Genomic DNA, 12,439 nt, shown 5'->3' with positions numbered 1-12,439 from the left:
AGTCCCGCGACCGGCTCGACCTTTGCTAAGGTAGCGCCGCGGACCTCGCCACAACGGCGGGTGCTCTCTGCGCGGATGTAGCTCAATGGTAGAGCCTCAGTCTTCCAAACTGATCACGCGGGTTCGATTCCCGTCATCCGCTCCAGCACGACACGACGGCGGCCCCGGGGTTCTCGGGGCCGCCGTCGTCGTCCCACCCTCGGTCGCGAAGCTGCGCCCTACCTCGCGAGCCTGCGCCGCTCGAGCGGCAGACGGCGCCCGGGCGCTCCGGGAAGGAATGTCGGCCTCGCGGCGTTGGGTCGACATGCCCCCTTCCAGGGATCACCGGCCGACACCTCCCCGTCGGAGCCCGTCGCGCCCCTCCTCGCACAGGTCGACGCCCTGGCGTGGGACCGGAACCGGGCCAGGGCGACCGGGATGAGACGGCGTTGCAGCGCAGTCCGGGGGCCGATAGCCTCGGGCCAGACACCAGGACTTCGCAGGGCACCGCGCCGGTACGGCCGAGGGCAGCAGCTGCGAGCGACGGCACAGGACGAGGAGGGCGACCATGACCACGCGTCACGCCGACTCCTCCCGCGCGGTGAGCACCCCCGCGCGCGCCCTGTCCTGTTGTCCGTGTCACCCCTGTCGCTAGAGCGCCCTCCCCCGCAGCGGCGCTCCACCCGACGACAGGCCCTCCGTGGCGCGTCCCCTGCCTGGCGCAGCACCGTGCCACCCCCGCACAGCTCCAGCTGATCCCCCCTCGGTCCCGGCTCCCCGCCGCAGGCCACCAACGATGAAGAGGAAGTCATGGCACGCATCTACGACGACGTCACGAAGCTCGTCGGCAACACGCCCCTCGTCCGCCTGAACAAGCTCACCGAGGGCCTCGGCGCCACGGTCGTGGGCAAGCTCGAGTTCTACAACCCGGCCAACTCGGTCAAGGACCGCATCGGTGTCGCGATCATCGACGCCGCCGAGGCCTCGGGCGAGCTCAAGCCGGGCGGCACGGTCGTCGAGGCGACGTCCGGCAACACCGGCATCGCCCTGGCCATGGTCGGCGCGGCCCGCGGCTACGACATCGTCCTCACGATGCCCGAGACCATGTCGAAGGAGCGCCGCGCCCTGCTGCGCGCGTTCGGCGCCGAGCTCATCCTCACGCCGGGCTCCGAGGGCATGAAGGGGGCCGTCAACAAGGCCGACGAGATCGTGGCCGAGCGCGAGGGGGCCATCCTGGCCCGTCAGTTCGCCAACGAGGCCAACCCGGCGATCCACCGCGCCACGACGGCCGAGGAGATCTGGGCCGACACCGACGGCGAGGTCGACATCGTCGTCGCCGGCATCGGCACGGGCGGCACCATCACGGGCGTCGGCCAGGTCCTCAAGGAGCGCAAGCCGGGCGTGCAGATCGTCGCGGTCGAGCCCGAGGAGTCCGCGATCCTCAACGGCCGCGCCCCCGGCCCGCACAAGATCCAGGGAATCGGCGCGAACTTCGTGCCCGAGATCCTCGACACGAGCGTGTACGACGAGGTCATCGACATCAACGCCGAGACCGCCGTCGAGTACGCGCGTCGCGCCGCCAAGGAGGAGGGCCTGCTCGTGGGCATCTCGTCCGGCGCGGCGATCGCCGCGGCGCTGCGCCTCGCGGAGCGTCCCGAGAACGCGGGCAAGCTCATCGTCGTCATCATCCCGTCCTTCGGCGAGCGCTACCTGACCTCCGTGCTGTACGCCGACCTGCTGGACTGATGAGACCTCCCAGTCCCCTGCGACGCTTCCTGAGAGTTCTCAGGGAGGACCTCGAGGCCGCACGCCACCGCGATCCCGCGGCGCGGAGCGGCCTCGAGGTCGCGCTCGTCTACCCCGGTCTGCACGCGGTGTGGACCTACCGGCTCACGCACCGCATGTGGCGCGAGCCGGCCCTTCGCCTGCCCGCGCGGGTGATCGCGCAGATCGCCCGGGCGGCCACGGGCGTGGAGATCCACCCGGGCGCGAAGATCGGGCGGCGCCTGTTCATCGACCACGGCATGGGCGTGGTCATCGGGGAGACGGCCGTCGTGGGCGACGACGTGCTGCTCTTCCACGGGTCCACCCTGGGCGGCCGGTCCATGAAGCGCGGCAAGCGGCACCCGACGTTGGGCGACCGGGTCGTCGTGGGCGCCGGGGCCAAGATCCTCGGACCGGTCTGGGTCGGTGACGACGTCCAGGTCGGGGCCAACGCCGTGGTGGTCAAGGACGTGCCGGCCGGATCGGTCGCCGTGGGGGTACCGGCGCGCAACCGCGTCCCGCAGCCGGCCGTGCCGCCGGCGGTCGACCCGGTCGAGGACCCGTCGTTGCTCATCGAGTACGTGATCTGAGCCGCTGAGGGCCGTTCGAGGAGAGGGGCGACGCCGTGCGCGTCGCCCCTCTCCTCGATCCTCATTGTTCTAGTTGCACAGTAACAACTAGTAGTATGGGCGACATGATCTTCCGCATCGACCCCACCGCGGGCGAGCCGCTCTTCGCGCAGCTCGCGGCCCAGGTGCGCCTCGCGGTCGCCGCGGGCACGGTGCACCCCGGCGAGCGGCTCCCGGCGGCCCGCGACCTCGCGGCCTCGCTCGAGCTCAACGTCCACACCGTGCTGCGTGCCTACCAGGACCTGCGCGACGAGGGCCTCGTCGACCTGCGCCGTGGCCGCGGCGCGGTCGTCACGGCCCAGGCCGCGCACGACTACACGGACCTGCGAGCGGCGATCGACGCGGTCGTGCAGGAGAGCCGCGCGCTCTCCCTGCCCCCCGAGACCACCCTCGCCCTGCTCAAGGAGGCACTGCGATGACCACCACACCGACCGCCACCCGCCCGCGGCCCCCCGCCCCGCACCGCCTGTCCACCACTCTCCTGGGCCTGGTGCTGCCCCTCGCGGTCCTGGCCTCGAGCGCCACGGTCGCGTTCTCGTGGCGCGAGCAGCTGCCGGACCCGGTCGCGACGCACTGGGACGCCGCAGGGAACGTCGACGGGTTCGGGTCCCTCGCCGCGAGCGTCACGGTCCCGCTCGCGATCGGCGCGGTCCTCGCGGTGGGCTTCTGGCTCGTCGGCTGGTTCCTCGGCCAGTCCGCGTCGAACCGTCGGATGGCCGGAGGAGTCAGTGCGGGCACGGCGACGTTCCTGGGCGCGACGATGCTCGGGACGCTCGCCGTGCAGCGCGGGCTCGACGACGCCGCGCAGGCCTCCGACGTGGGCGCGGCCATCGCGGTGGCCCTCGGTGCGGGCCTCGTGGTGGGCGTCCTGGTCGGGCTCGTCGCGCCGCGTGACGCCCGTCAGCCCGCCGAGGGCCGGGTCTCGCCGACCGACCCGCGCGCGCCGCTGGGCGCCGACGAGCGCGCCGCCTGGATCCGCACGGCACGTGGCGGTCCGGGCATGGCCGTCGCCGGGGCCGCCGTGGTCGGGACGCTCGCGCTCGTGGTCGTCACCGGCCTGTGGTGGATGATCCTGCTCCCCGTGGTCCTGGGGCTGGTCATGGCCTCGATGATGTCGTGGACCGTGACGGTCGACGCGTCGGGGCTCGAGGTGCGCTCGGCTCTCGGGGTGCCGCGCACGTTCGTGCCGCTCGACGAGGTCGAGGGCGCGCGCGAGGTCACGGTCGACCCGTTCCGGGAGTTCGGCGGCTGGGGCTGGCGCGCGGGTCGCGGGGGCCGCGTGGGCATCGTGGTCCGCAAGGGACCGGGGCTGGAGGTCCGGCGCACGGGCGGGCGCGTGCTCGTCGTGACGGTCGACGACGCCGCTGCCGGGGCGGCGCTCCTCACCTCGCTCGCGGACCGGGCGCGGTAGGTCGACGGGCGGGTCCGGCGGCACGGTAGATTGAGCGGCGGTTCCTAGGACTCCCGGTCCTGGGAACCGTCGCTCGACGCACGTCGAGCCGGCGGACCCGTCCGCACCTCAGCGCCGAGGAACAACGAGGAGAACGCATGCGCATCGGCATCCACACCGGCTACTGGTCGGCCGGCCCCCCGCCCGGGATCCAGGAGGCGGTCGTCGCCGCGGACCGTCTCGGGATCGACTCGGTCTGGACCGCGGAGGCCTACGGGTCCGACGCCTTCACGCCGCTCGCCTGGTGGGGCTCGCACACCTCGCGCATCCGGCTCGGCACCGCGGTCGCGCAGATGTCCGCACGGACCCCCACCGCGACCGCGATGGCCGCGCTCACGCTCGACCACCTCTCGGGCGGCCGGGCGATCCTCGGGCTGGGCGTCTCCGGCCCGCAGGTCGTCGAGGGCTGGTACGGCCAGCCCTACCCCCGGCCGCTGGCCCGCACGCGCGAGTACGTCGAGATCGTGCGCGAGGTGATCGCACGCCGAGGCCCCGTGACCTACGACGGCCAGTTCTACCAGCTGCCCCTCACGGGCGAGGGCACCACCGGGCTCGGCAAGGCGCTGCGCTCGACGGTCCACCCGCTGCGCCCCGAGATCCCGATCCACCTCGCGGCCGAAGGCCCCAAGAACGTCGCGCTCGCGGCCGAGGTCGCCGACGGCTGGCTCCCCCTGTTCTACAGCCCCCGCATGGACGAGATGTTCCGCGGGCTGCTCGACGACGGCTTCGCGAAGCGCTCGTCCGAGCGCTCCCCCGCGTCCGACTTCGAGGTCTCGGCGACCGTCCCGGTCGTGGTGGCCGACGACGTCGAGCAGGCGGCCGACAAGGTGCGACCCTTCATCGCGCTGTACGTGGGCGGCATGGGGGCCAAGGGCGCGAACTTCCACCGCGACGCGCTCGACCGGCTCGGGTACTCGGACGCGTGCGACGAGATCCAGGCGCACTACCTGGCCGGTCGCAAGGCCGAGGCCGTCGCGGCCGTCCCGACGGCCCTGGTGGAGGACGTCGCGCTCGTGGGGCCCGAGGCCAAGATCGCCCGCGACCTCGAGGCGTGGCGCTCGACCGCGGTCACGACCCTCCTGGTCCAGGGCGACCCGACGGCGGTGCGCACCGTCGCGGGCCTGCTCGCGACGGTCCAGGGCCGCTGAGCCGGGCGGACCGCTGAGCCGGCCGCCCGGCGGGGCGAACCGCTGGGTGCGGAGCTCTTGTCGCGACACGCCGACCGGAGCGAGCGCTGCTCCGCACTCAGCGGTCCGGGTCCTGCTCCGGGAACCAGACCGCCCGCCGCAGGTCGACGCGCTCGCTGCCCGGGCGCAGCGGACACCCCTCGGCGCGCAGGTGCGCGAGGGCGGTCCCCAGATGGTGCGCAGGGGGCGAGCCGGCCGCGTTGACGACGCGCCACCAGGGCAGCCCCGGGCCGCCCGGGCCGTCGCCGTCGGCGCGCGCGAGCACCTGCCCGACCTGCCGCGGGCCGCCCCGCCCGAGGGACTCCGCGACGATCTCCGCGACGAGCCCGTACGTCATGGCCCGCCCGGCGGGGATGGTCTCGACGAGCGCGAGCACGGCGTCCGCGTACTCCCGGCGTGCGGCACCCGGGTCCGTCTCCTGGTTCACCGGGCGAGCGTACCCGCGGGGCTCCGGCCCACCGGGCGGCCGTACCTGCGATCTGTCTCCCCTCCCCCGTCGAGAAGTGAGTTGACGCCCCTGATCCGGGCAGATCAAGGGCGTCAACTCACTTCTCGACGGCAGGGCGCCGTGGAGGCACGCCCGCGCGCTATTCCCCTGGCCCGCTCCCCCGCCCCGCCGTGATGATGGGTACCATGACCGAACCCACCCGCCGTCCCCTGCCCGCCGGCTACCGCCTCACGCCGCTGACGGAGGCGGACAAGCGCGCCGTCCTCGAGGTCGACACCTGGGCGTTCCCGTCCGAGGTCGACCTCGACGAGCAGGTCCAGCACCCGCTCCCGCTCACGTGGTCCCGGACGTTCGGGGTCGTCAGCGAGCACGAGGACGCCGACGCCGTACCGTTCGACGGCGCCGTCCCGACCGTGAGCGAGCTCGCGGCCATGCACGCCTCGTACCCGTTCGCCGAGTTCCCCGTGCCGGGCACGACGCTGCCCGTGAGCGGCCTGACGTGGGTCGGGGTCCATCCGCAGCACCGCCGTCGCGGCATCCTCAGCGCCATGATCGACGTGCACTTCGAGCAGGCGAGGGCCGCGGGTGAGCCGGTCTCGGCGCTCTTCGCGGCCGAGGCGGCCATCTACGGCCGGTTCGGCTACGGCCAGGCGGCCCAGGACCTGCGCCTGACGATCCCGCGCGGCGCGGCCCTGCGGGACGTCCCGGGCGCCGACGAGCACACGGTCCGCATCGAGAAGGCCGACCGGGCGCGCCACGGCGAGCTGGTCGACACGCTGCACCGGGCCGCTGGTGCCGACCCTGGTGGGCACGGCACGGGCGTCAACCGCCCCGGCTGGGTCACGCGCGAGTCGCCCGAGCTCCAGGAGGCCTGGTGGTCCGACCCGGCGGCGTTCCGTCGTGGCCGCGAGTCGCAGCGCATCGTGGTCGTCGAGCGCGACGGCGAGCCGCGCGGCTACGCGACGTTCCGCCGCAAGGTGTCGTGGGAGACCACCGGTCCGCGCGGGACCGTGAGCACGGGCGAGGTCGTCGCGCTCGACGCCGCGGCCGCTCGCGCCCTGTGGGGCGTCCTGACGGACCTCGACCTGACGAGCGAGGTCGAGCCCTTCATGATCCCCGTGGACGACGTCGTCACGCACCTCCTCGTGAACCCGCGCGCCGCGGCGGGGCGGGTCGCGGACAACCTGTGGGTCCGCGTGCTCGACGTCCCCGTGGCGCTCGCGGGGAGGCGGTACGCGGGCGACGTCGACGTGGTGCTGCACCTGACCGACGCACGCGTCCCGGAGAACGCCGGCCACTGGCGCCTGCGCGCCACGGCGTTCGGGGACGCGGCGTGCGAGCGCACCGAGGACCCGGCCGACCTGTCTCTCGACGTGCGCGAGCTGGGCTCGGCGTTCCTGGGCGGCGTCTCGCTGGCCTCGCTCGCGACGGCCGGGCTCGTGTCGGAGCACCGTCCGGGTGCGCTCGCCGCGGCGAGCGCCGCGTTCGGGTGGCCCGTGGCGCCCGTCTCGAGCTGGGTGTTCTGACGGGTCCGGCGCTGAGTGCGTGGTTCGGCTGCGACTCGCCGGGCGTGTCGCAGCCGAACCACGCACTCAGCGGCCGGTGAGGTCCCGGGTCACCGCTGGCACGTCGGGCACCAGTAGAGCTTGCGCCCCGCAAGGTCCTTCATGAGGACCGGCGTCCCGCACACCCGGCACGGCAGCCCGTCACGGTGGTAGACGTAGAACGCCTGGTCGGCGGCGACGGCCCCGGCCGTGCCGTCGGTGTTCTGGCGCACCTCCTGGCGCCCGGCTCCCGGGCGAGGCGGCGCTCCCGGGGACGTGGCGCCGTCGGGCTCGCGGTCCTGGGGGCGGGTCGTGACGATCGCGCCCGTGCTCGCTCCGTCGCGCATGAGGACGACCAGGTCGTCCCAGATCGCCCGCAGCGTCTCGGCGGGCACGTCCCTGCCCGGGGTCAGCGGGTCCAGCCCCGCGCGGAACAGCACCTCGGCGCGGTAGATGTTGCCCACCCCGGCGACGACGTCCTGGTTCATGAGGAGCTGCCCGACGGTCGTGCGCGAGCGCCGCACGGCCGCCACGAAGCGGTCGGGCCCGCCGGCGGGGGCGGGGTCGTCCCGGATCGGGTCGGGGCCCAGGCGCGCCTCGACCGCGCGCACCTCGTCCGCCGAGACGACCTCGCAGGCCGTGGGCCCGGTGAGGTCGGCGACCGCGTGCTCGCCGACCAGGCGCACCCGCACCGCGCCGCGGGGCGCGGGAGGGGCCCAGTCGTCGCCCGGGGCGGGAAGCGACGCGAGCGGACCGGCCGGGACCGAGTCCCGCTCGCCGATGCGCTTGCGCGGCGCACCGATCGCGTGCACGACGGCGGCGCTCCCGTCGCCCGCGAACGTCCAGGCCCCGTAGAGGCCCAGGTGGACGCGCAGCCAGCGCAGGTCGTCGTCGGACGGCGGCCCGCCGGGTCCCGCGGAAGGGTCCGCGAAGCCCAGGAAGAGCTGCTTGCCCCACGCGCGGGACGCGACGAGGCGCGCGCCGTCGAGCAGCGCCGCCCCGGCCGCGAACCGGCCCTGCGGGCTCGAGACCGCCAGGACCTGGCCCGCGAAGAGCTCGGCGAAGGTGCGCGCGAGGCGGTGGACGGTGTGGCCCTCAGGCACGGCCCGCGCCGCCCACCGCGAGCAGGGTGCGGTCGGACGTCACGCCTGGTGGCGCGAGGCCTCGTAGGCCGCGAGCTGGTCGATGCGGCGCTGGTGGCGCTCGTCACCGCTGAAGGGCTCGGCGAGGAACGCGTCGACGAACGACGTGGCCTCCTCGACCGTGTGCTGGCGCCCGCCGACCGAGATGACGTTGGCGTCGTTGTGCTGGCGGGCCAGCCTCGCGGTGTCGAGGTTCCAGGCCAGGGCGGCGCGCACGCCGTCGACCTTGTTGGCGGCGATCTGCTCGCCGTTGCCCGAGCCGCCGATCACGACGCCGAGGCTGCCCGGCTCCGCGACGACGGCCTCGCCGGCCGCGATGCAGAACGACGGGTAGTCGTCGAGGGCGTCGTACTCGTGGGCACCGTGGTCCACGACGTCGTGACCCGAGCTCTTGAGGTGCGTGACGAGGTGAGCCTTGAGCTCGTACCCCGCGTGGTCCGCTGCAATGTGAACGCGCATGCCCCCATCATCCCCGATGCGCTCCCCGCCCGCGCCACTGCTCGCATAACCTGAGACGCATGACACAGACCTCACCCTCCGCCGCGGGCCAGGCAGCGAGCGCCGCGGACGCCGCGCGCACGACGGCCTCCGGTATCGACCTGTCCGCCCTCGACCCGGCCGTCCGCCCGCAGGACGACCTGTACCGGCACGTCAACGGCCGCTGGCTCGAGACGCACGAGATCCCCGCCGACCGGTCGATGGACGGCGCGTTCCGCGCGCTGCACGACCAGGCCGAGGAGCACGTGCGCGAGATCATCAACGACAGCGCCGCCGCGGCGCAGTCCGGGGACGCCACGGGCGTCCAGGCGCAGATCGGCGCGCTCTTCGCGAGCTTCATGGACACCGACGCGATCGAGGCACGCGGTGTGAGCCCGCTCGCGCCGGACCTCGCCCTGATCGCCGCCGCCACGAACCAGGCCGAGCTCACGGGCGCACTGGGCGCGCTGCAGCGCACGGGCGGGGCGGGGGCGTTCGGGTTCTGGGTCGACAACGACGCCAAGGACCCCGAGAAGTACGTCGCCTACCTGTACCAGGGTGGGCTCGGACTGCCTGACGAGGCGTACTACCGCGAGGACCAGTACGCCGAGATCCGTGCGAAGTACGTGCCGCACGTCGCGCGCATGCTCACGCTCGCGGGCGTCACGGCAGACACGTGGGGCGCGTCCCCCCAGGACGCGGCCGAGCGTGTGCTCGCCCTCGAGACGCAGCTCGCGGCACACCACTGGGACGTCGTGCGCGACCGCGACGCCGACCTCACGTACAACCCCATGACGCTGCGCGCGCTGGCCGACTCGGCCCCGGGCTTCGACTGGCACGCGTGGGTCCTGGCCCTGGCCGCCCCAGCCGGGTCGCTCGACGAGCTCGTGGTCCGCGAGCCCGGCTTCGCGACGGGCTTCGGGGAGCTGTGGCAGACGGTCCCGGTCGAGGACTGGAAGCTGTGGGCCGTCTACCACCTGGTCTCGGCGCGCGCGCCGTACCTCACGGACGAGCTGGTCGAGGCGAACTTCGACTTCTACGGCCGCACGCTCTCCGGGGCGCAGGAGGTCCGTGAGCGCTGGAAGCGCGGTGTCTCGCTCGTCGAGGGCGCACTGGGCGAGGCCGTCGGCGCGGTGTACGTCGAGCGGCACTTCCCGCCCGCGCACAAGGCGCGCATGGAGGAGCTCGTCGCGTACCTCGTCGCGGCGTACCGCGAGTCCATCGAGGGCCTCGACTGGATGACCGAGGAGACCAAGGTCAAGGCGCTCGCCAAGCTCGAGGCGTTCACGCCCAAGATCGGGTACCCGGTCAAGTGGCGCGACTACTCGGCCCTCGTGATCGAGGCCGACGACCTGCTGGGCAACGTGCGCCGCTCGACCGCGTTCGACCAGGACCGCGAGCTCGGCAAGATCGGCAAGCCGCTCGACCGCGACGAGTGGTTCATGACCCCGCAGACGGTCAACGCCTACTACAACCCGGGCATGAACGAGATCGTGTTCCCGGCCGCCATCCTCCAGCCGCCCTTCTTCGACCCGGACGCCGAGGACGCGGTCAACTACGGCGGGATCGGGGCCGTGATCGGCCACGAGATCGGGCACGGGTTCGACGACCAGGGCTCCAAGTACGACGGCGACGGCCGCCTCGAGGACTGGTGGACGCCGCAGGACCGGGCCGAGTTCGAGGTCCGCACCAAGGCCCTCATCGCGCAGTACGACGCGTTCCGCCCGGTCCAGCTGCCCGACGACGGCCCGCACGTCAACGGAGCGCTGACGATCGGGGAGAACATCGGCGACCTGGGCGGTCTGTCGATCGCGCTCAAGGCGTACCGGATCGCGCTGGGCCGTCCCTTGTCCGAGGCGCCGGTGATCGACGGCCTGACGGGCATCGAGCGCGTCTTCCTCGGCTGGGCACAGGTGTGGCAGTCGAAGGGCCGTGACGAGGAGGTCGTGCGGCGACTCGCGACGGACCCGCACTCGCCCAACGAGTTCCGCTGCAACGGCGTGGTGCGCAACCTCGACGAGTTCTACGAGGCGTACGACGTGTCGGAGTCCGACGCGCTGTACCTCGCCCCCGCCGAGCGCGTGCGCATCTGGTGACACGTGCCGCCCCGGGCGCACAGGCCCGGGGCGGCGTCGTGGCGGCGCTCGTGCGCGGCTCGGCCCGTGGTCAGAACGAGGAGAGCCCGGCCTTCGCCACGTTGAACCCCTTGCCGGTCTCGCTGTCGGAGCAGCGCATGCCCGTCTTCGAGCTCGTGCAGGTGAACGAGCCGACGGTCTTGCTCTGGTCGTAGTCGAGCACCGCGACGTCGTCCCCGGCCTTCTTCGGCTGGTCCGCGGTCGGGACGCAGGGGATCTCGACGCCGCCCGAGGTGAGCGTCACCAGGTATCCCGTGGTGCCGGTGCACCCGTCCACCGGTGCGGGCTGGGTCGCGAGCTCGGCGATACCGCACGAGACGCCCTGCTCGCCGATCGTGCACGTGATGTTCCGGCTAGGGCTCGTCACGGACTCGCCCGTGACCGCGACAGGGCCAGGGTTCTCGACCGGGGCATCGGGCACCTGCGCGGGCGCCTCGGCGGACGTGCCCGGCGCGTCGGGCGCGTCCTGGCCTGACGCGCCCCCCGCGAGGTTGATCGCGAACGCGACCACGATGCCGACGAGGATCACGTCGACCGCGATGAAGGCGATCCACCCGGGACTGAGGCGACGCCTGCCGCTGCCCGGGCGTCCGCCCGAGCCGCCGCCCGGGGCCGGGGCCGACGGCTGCTCGGCGTAGGCGGGCTGGTAGGCCTGCTGCGGCGGCTGCTGCGCGGCGTACTGCGGCTGGGCCGCGTACTGCGCGGGCTGCTGCGGGGCGTACGCCGGCTCGGGGGCGGCCGACTGCGCCTGGTAGGCGCCCTGCTGGCCGCCGCCGGGCGCGAACGCGGGCGGCGGTTGATACGCGGGCGGCGGCGCCTGGTACGCGGGCTGGGCCGGCGGCTGCTGGTAGGCGGGCGGCTGATAGGCGGGCTGCACCGGCTGGTACGCCGTGGCCTGCTGGTCGGGGGCTGTCGGCACCGGGGGCAACGGGCTCGCCGACGGCGTCACGGGCTGCTGCGACCTGGGCTGGAAGACCGGAGGCTGCTGGGCAGGCTCGGAGTGCGGGGGCGGCGGAGGCACGGGGGCGTTGCCGGACATCACAGCTCCTCAGGGGACTCGGACCCCGCATTTTCGGGGCAGAAGTACGCAGCATTGCACGGCCGTCCCGCCGCGGTCGAACTGCGAATGTGTCCGATCGGTCCCGTATGCCCCCGACGCGAGGTCGGTTCCCAGGGGCCGTGCGGCCGGCCTGCCCCTGCGTCAGTCCCGCTGCTCCACGACCTGCACCCCTGCACCCGGACGCCACGTCTCGACCCGCGTCGCGTCGCCCTCGACCGTCGTGAGCACGACCCGGGACAGGTCGAGCCAGAAGAGCTGGAACGGCTCGGTTCCGCCCGTCGCGGCCAGGACCGCGGACCGGCCCGGGTCGTCCTTCGGAGCGCTGCGGACCGTCCCGTCGACCTTGACGTCCCCGTCGGTCCGCGAGCCGTCGCCGGGGTTCGAGTGGAGCACGAACCGCGGGTCGACGAGCAGGTCCATCGACCTGCCCGAGCGCGACGTGGAGCCGACCCACACGTCGTCCTGCCAGAACCCGACCTCGGTACCGCTGACCCGCGGGGAGCCGGTGAGCGTCCGTGTCGCCAGGACGTGCCGACCAGCGGCCTCGAAGCGGGAGCGCACACGCGCGGCGAGGTCGGGGGCGTCGTCGACGAGCTGCTTCCAGGAGGCCATGGCGTCGATCCT

General features: G+C 73.8%; 12 protein-coding genes and 1 tRNA gene. 8 read left to right on the top strand and 5 right to left on the bottom strand.

What is annotated here, in order from left to right:
- Positions 1-71 precede the first annotated feature (71 nt).
- The 6 genes from JOD48_RS07865 to JOD48_RS07840 all read left to right on the top strand — a co-directional run bounded on the left by JOD48_RS07865 (position 72) and on the right by JOD48_RS07840 (position 4,970).
- Positions 72-145 (top strand) — tRNA-Gly (locus tag JOD48_RS07865).
- A gap of 644 nt (positions 146-789) precedes the next feature.
- Positions 790-1,725, top strand: coding sequence for a cysteine synthase A (gene cysK, locus JOD48_RS07860; RefSeq protein ID WP_204808425.1), 936 nt, complete (start codon positions 790-792; stop codon positions 1,723-1,725).
- Positions 1,725-2,333, top strand: coding sequence for a serine O-acetyltransferase EpsC (epsC, locus tag JOD48_RS07855; RefSeq protein WP_138824890.1), 609 nt, complete (start codon positions 1,725-1,727; stop codon positions 2,331-2,333). The genes cysK and epsC overlap by 1 nt, the downstream gene beginning before the upstream one ends.
- A gap of 104 nt (positions 2,334-2,437) precedes the next feature.
- On the top strand, positions 2,438-2,791 hold the full coding sequence (locus tag JOD48_RS07850) for a GntR family transcriptional regulator (RefSeq protein ID WP_191790715.1): 354 nt from the start codon (positions 2,438-2,440) through the stop codon (positions 2,789-2,791).
- Positions 2,788-3,783, top strand: a complete 996-nt coding sequence (locus JOD48_RS07845; RefSeq protein WP_204808423.1) for a DUF1648 domain-containing protein — start codon at positions 2,788-2,790, stop codon at positions 3,781-3,783. Before JOD48_RS07850 ends, JOD48_RS07845 begins: the two co-directional genes overlap by 4 nt.
- A gap of 137 nt (positions 3,784-3,920) precedes the next feature.
- A complete protein-coding gene (locus JOD48_RS07840) occupies positions 3,921-4,970 on the top strand; it encodes an LLM class F420-dependent oxidoreductase (RefSeq protein WP_204808420.1) in 1,050 nt (349 codons plus the stop codon).
- A 97-nt stretch (positions 4,971-5,067) separates the two neighbouring features.
- Here JOD48_RS07840 and JOD48_RS07835 read toward each other — a convergent pair whose 3' ends face one another.
- Positions 5,068-5,436: an MGMT family protein gene (locus tag JOD48_RS07835; protein WP_204808418.1), complete on the bottom strand. Its 369-nt coding sequence runs from the start codon at positions 5,434-5,436 to the stop codon at positions 5,068-5,070.
- A 206-nt stretch (positions 5,437-5,642) separates the two neighbouring features.
- Between JOD48_RS07835 and JOD48_RS07830 the strand changes: the two genes are divergently transcribed.
- Positions 5,643-6,983 carry a GNAT family N-acetyltransferase gene (locus JOD48_RS07830; protein ID WP_191790535.1) on the top strand — a complete coding sequence of 447 codons (1,341 nt, stop codon included), beginning with the start codon at positions 5,643-5,645 and terminating at the stop codon, positions 6,981-6,983.
- A gap of 89 nt (positions 6,984-7,072) precedes the next feature.
- On the opposite strand, the gene JOD48_RS07825 is transcribed toward JOD48_RS07830, so the two are convergent.
- Together JOD48_RS07825 and JOD48_RS07820 are read right to left on the bottom strand one after the other, a co-directional pair.
- The gene (locus JOD48_RS07825; RefSeq protein ID WP_204808417.1) at positions 7,073-8,104 is read right to left on the bottom strand and encodes an Fpg/Nei family DNA glycosylase; all 1,032 of its coding nucleotides are present in this window, start codon (positions 8,102-8,104) and stop codon (positions 7,073-7,075) included.
- Positions 8,105-8,143: 39 nt separating this feature from the next.
- Complete coding sequence (locus JOD48_RS07820) at positions 8,144-8,602, bottom strand: ribose-5-phosphate isomerase (RefSeq protein WP_191789172.1); 459 nt, start codon at positions 8,600-8,602, stop codon at positions 8,144-8,146.
- 59 nt (positions 8,603-8,661) lie between these two features.
- On the opposite strand from JOD48_RS07820, the gene JOD48_RS07815 reads away from it, so the two are divergent.
- Positions 8,662-10,716, top strand: a complete 2,055-nt coding sequence (locus JOD48_RS07815) for a M13 family metallopeptidase (RefSeq protein WP_204808415.1) — start codon at positions 8,662-8,664, stop codon at positions 10,714-10,716.
- A gap of 70 nt (positions 10,717-10,786) precedes the next feature.
- On the opposite strand, the gene JOD48_RS07810 is transcribed toward JOD48_RS07815, so the two are convergent.
- Together JOD48_RS07810 and JOD48_RS07805 are read right to left on the bottom strand one after the other, a co-directional pair.
- Entirely contained in the window at positions 10,787-11,794 is a 1,008-nt protein-coding gene (locus tag JOD48_RS07810) for a hypothetical protein (RefSeq protein WP_204808413.1), read from the bottom strand.
- Between the two features lie 162 nt (positions 11,795-11,956).
- Positions 11,957-12,427, bottom strand: a complete 471-nt coding sequence (locus JOD48_RS07805) for a pyridoxamine 5'-phosphate oxidase family protein (protein ID WP_191789185.1) — start codon at positions 12,425-12,427, stop codon at positions 11,957-11,959.
- Positions 12,428-12,439: the final 12 nt, after the last annotated feature.

The organism is Oerskovia paurometabola (assembly GCF_016907365.1).
Taxonomy (GTDB): Bacteria; Actinomycetota; Actinomycetes; order Actinomycetales; family Cellulomonadaceae; genus Oerskovia; species Oerskovia paurometabola.
The sequence above is the reverse complement of the archived record's forward strand: the minus strand, read 5'-3'. Positions and strand labels throughout refer to the sequence as shown.

Coding starts and splice junctions, on each gene's coding strand:
- cysK (WP_204808425.1), top strand. CDS start 790: ATGGCACGCATCTACGACGACGTCACGAAGCTCGTCGGCAACACGCCC.
- epsC (WP_138824890.1), top strand. CDS start 1,725: ATGAGACCTCCCAGTCCCCTGCGACGCTTCCTGAGAGTTCTCAGGGAG.
- JOD48_RS07850 (WP_191790715.1), top strand. CDS start 2,438: ATGATCTTCCGCATCGACCCCACCGCGGGCGAGCCGCTCTTCGCGCAG.
- JOD48_RS07845 (WP_204808423.1), top strand. CDS start 2,788: ATGACCACCACACCGACCGCCACCCGCCCGCGGCCCCCCGCCCCGCAC.
- JOD48_RS07840 (WP_204808420.1), top strand. CDS start 3,921: ATGCGCATCGGCATCCACACCGGCTACTGGTCGGCCGGCCCCCCGCCC.
- JOD48_RS07830 (WP_191790535.1), top strand. CDS start 5,643: ATGACCGAACCCACCCGCCGTCCCCTGCCCGCCGGCTACCGCCTCACG.
- JOD48_RS07820 (WP_191789172.1), bottom strand. CDS start 8,602: ATGCGCGTTCACATTGCAGCGGACCACGCGGGGTACGAGCTCAAGGCT.
- JOD48_RS07815 (WP_204808415.1), top strand. CDS start 8,662: ATGACACAGACCTCACCCTCCGCCGCGGGCCAGGCAGCGAGCGCCGCG.
- JOD48_RS07810 (WP_204808413.1), bottom strand. CDS start 11,794: ATGTCCGGCAACGCCCCCGTGCCTCCGCCGCCCCCGCACTCCGAGCCT.
- JOD48_RS07805 (WP_191789185.1), bottom strand. CDS start 12,427: ATGGCCTCCTGGAAGCAGCTCGTCGACGACGCCCCCGACCTCGCCGCG.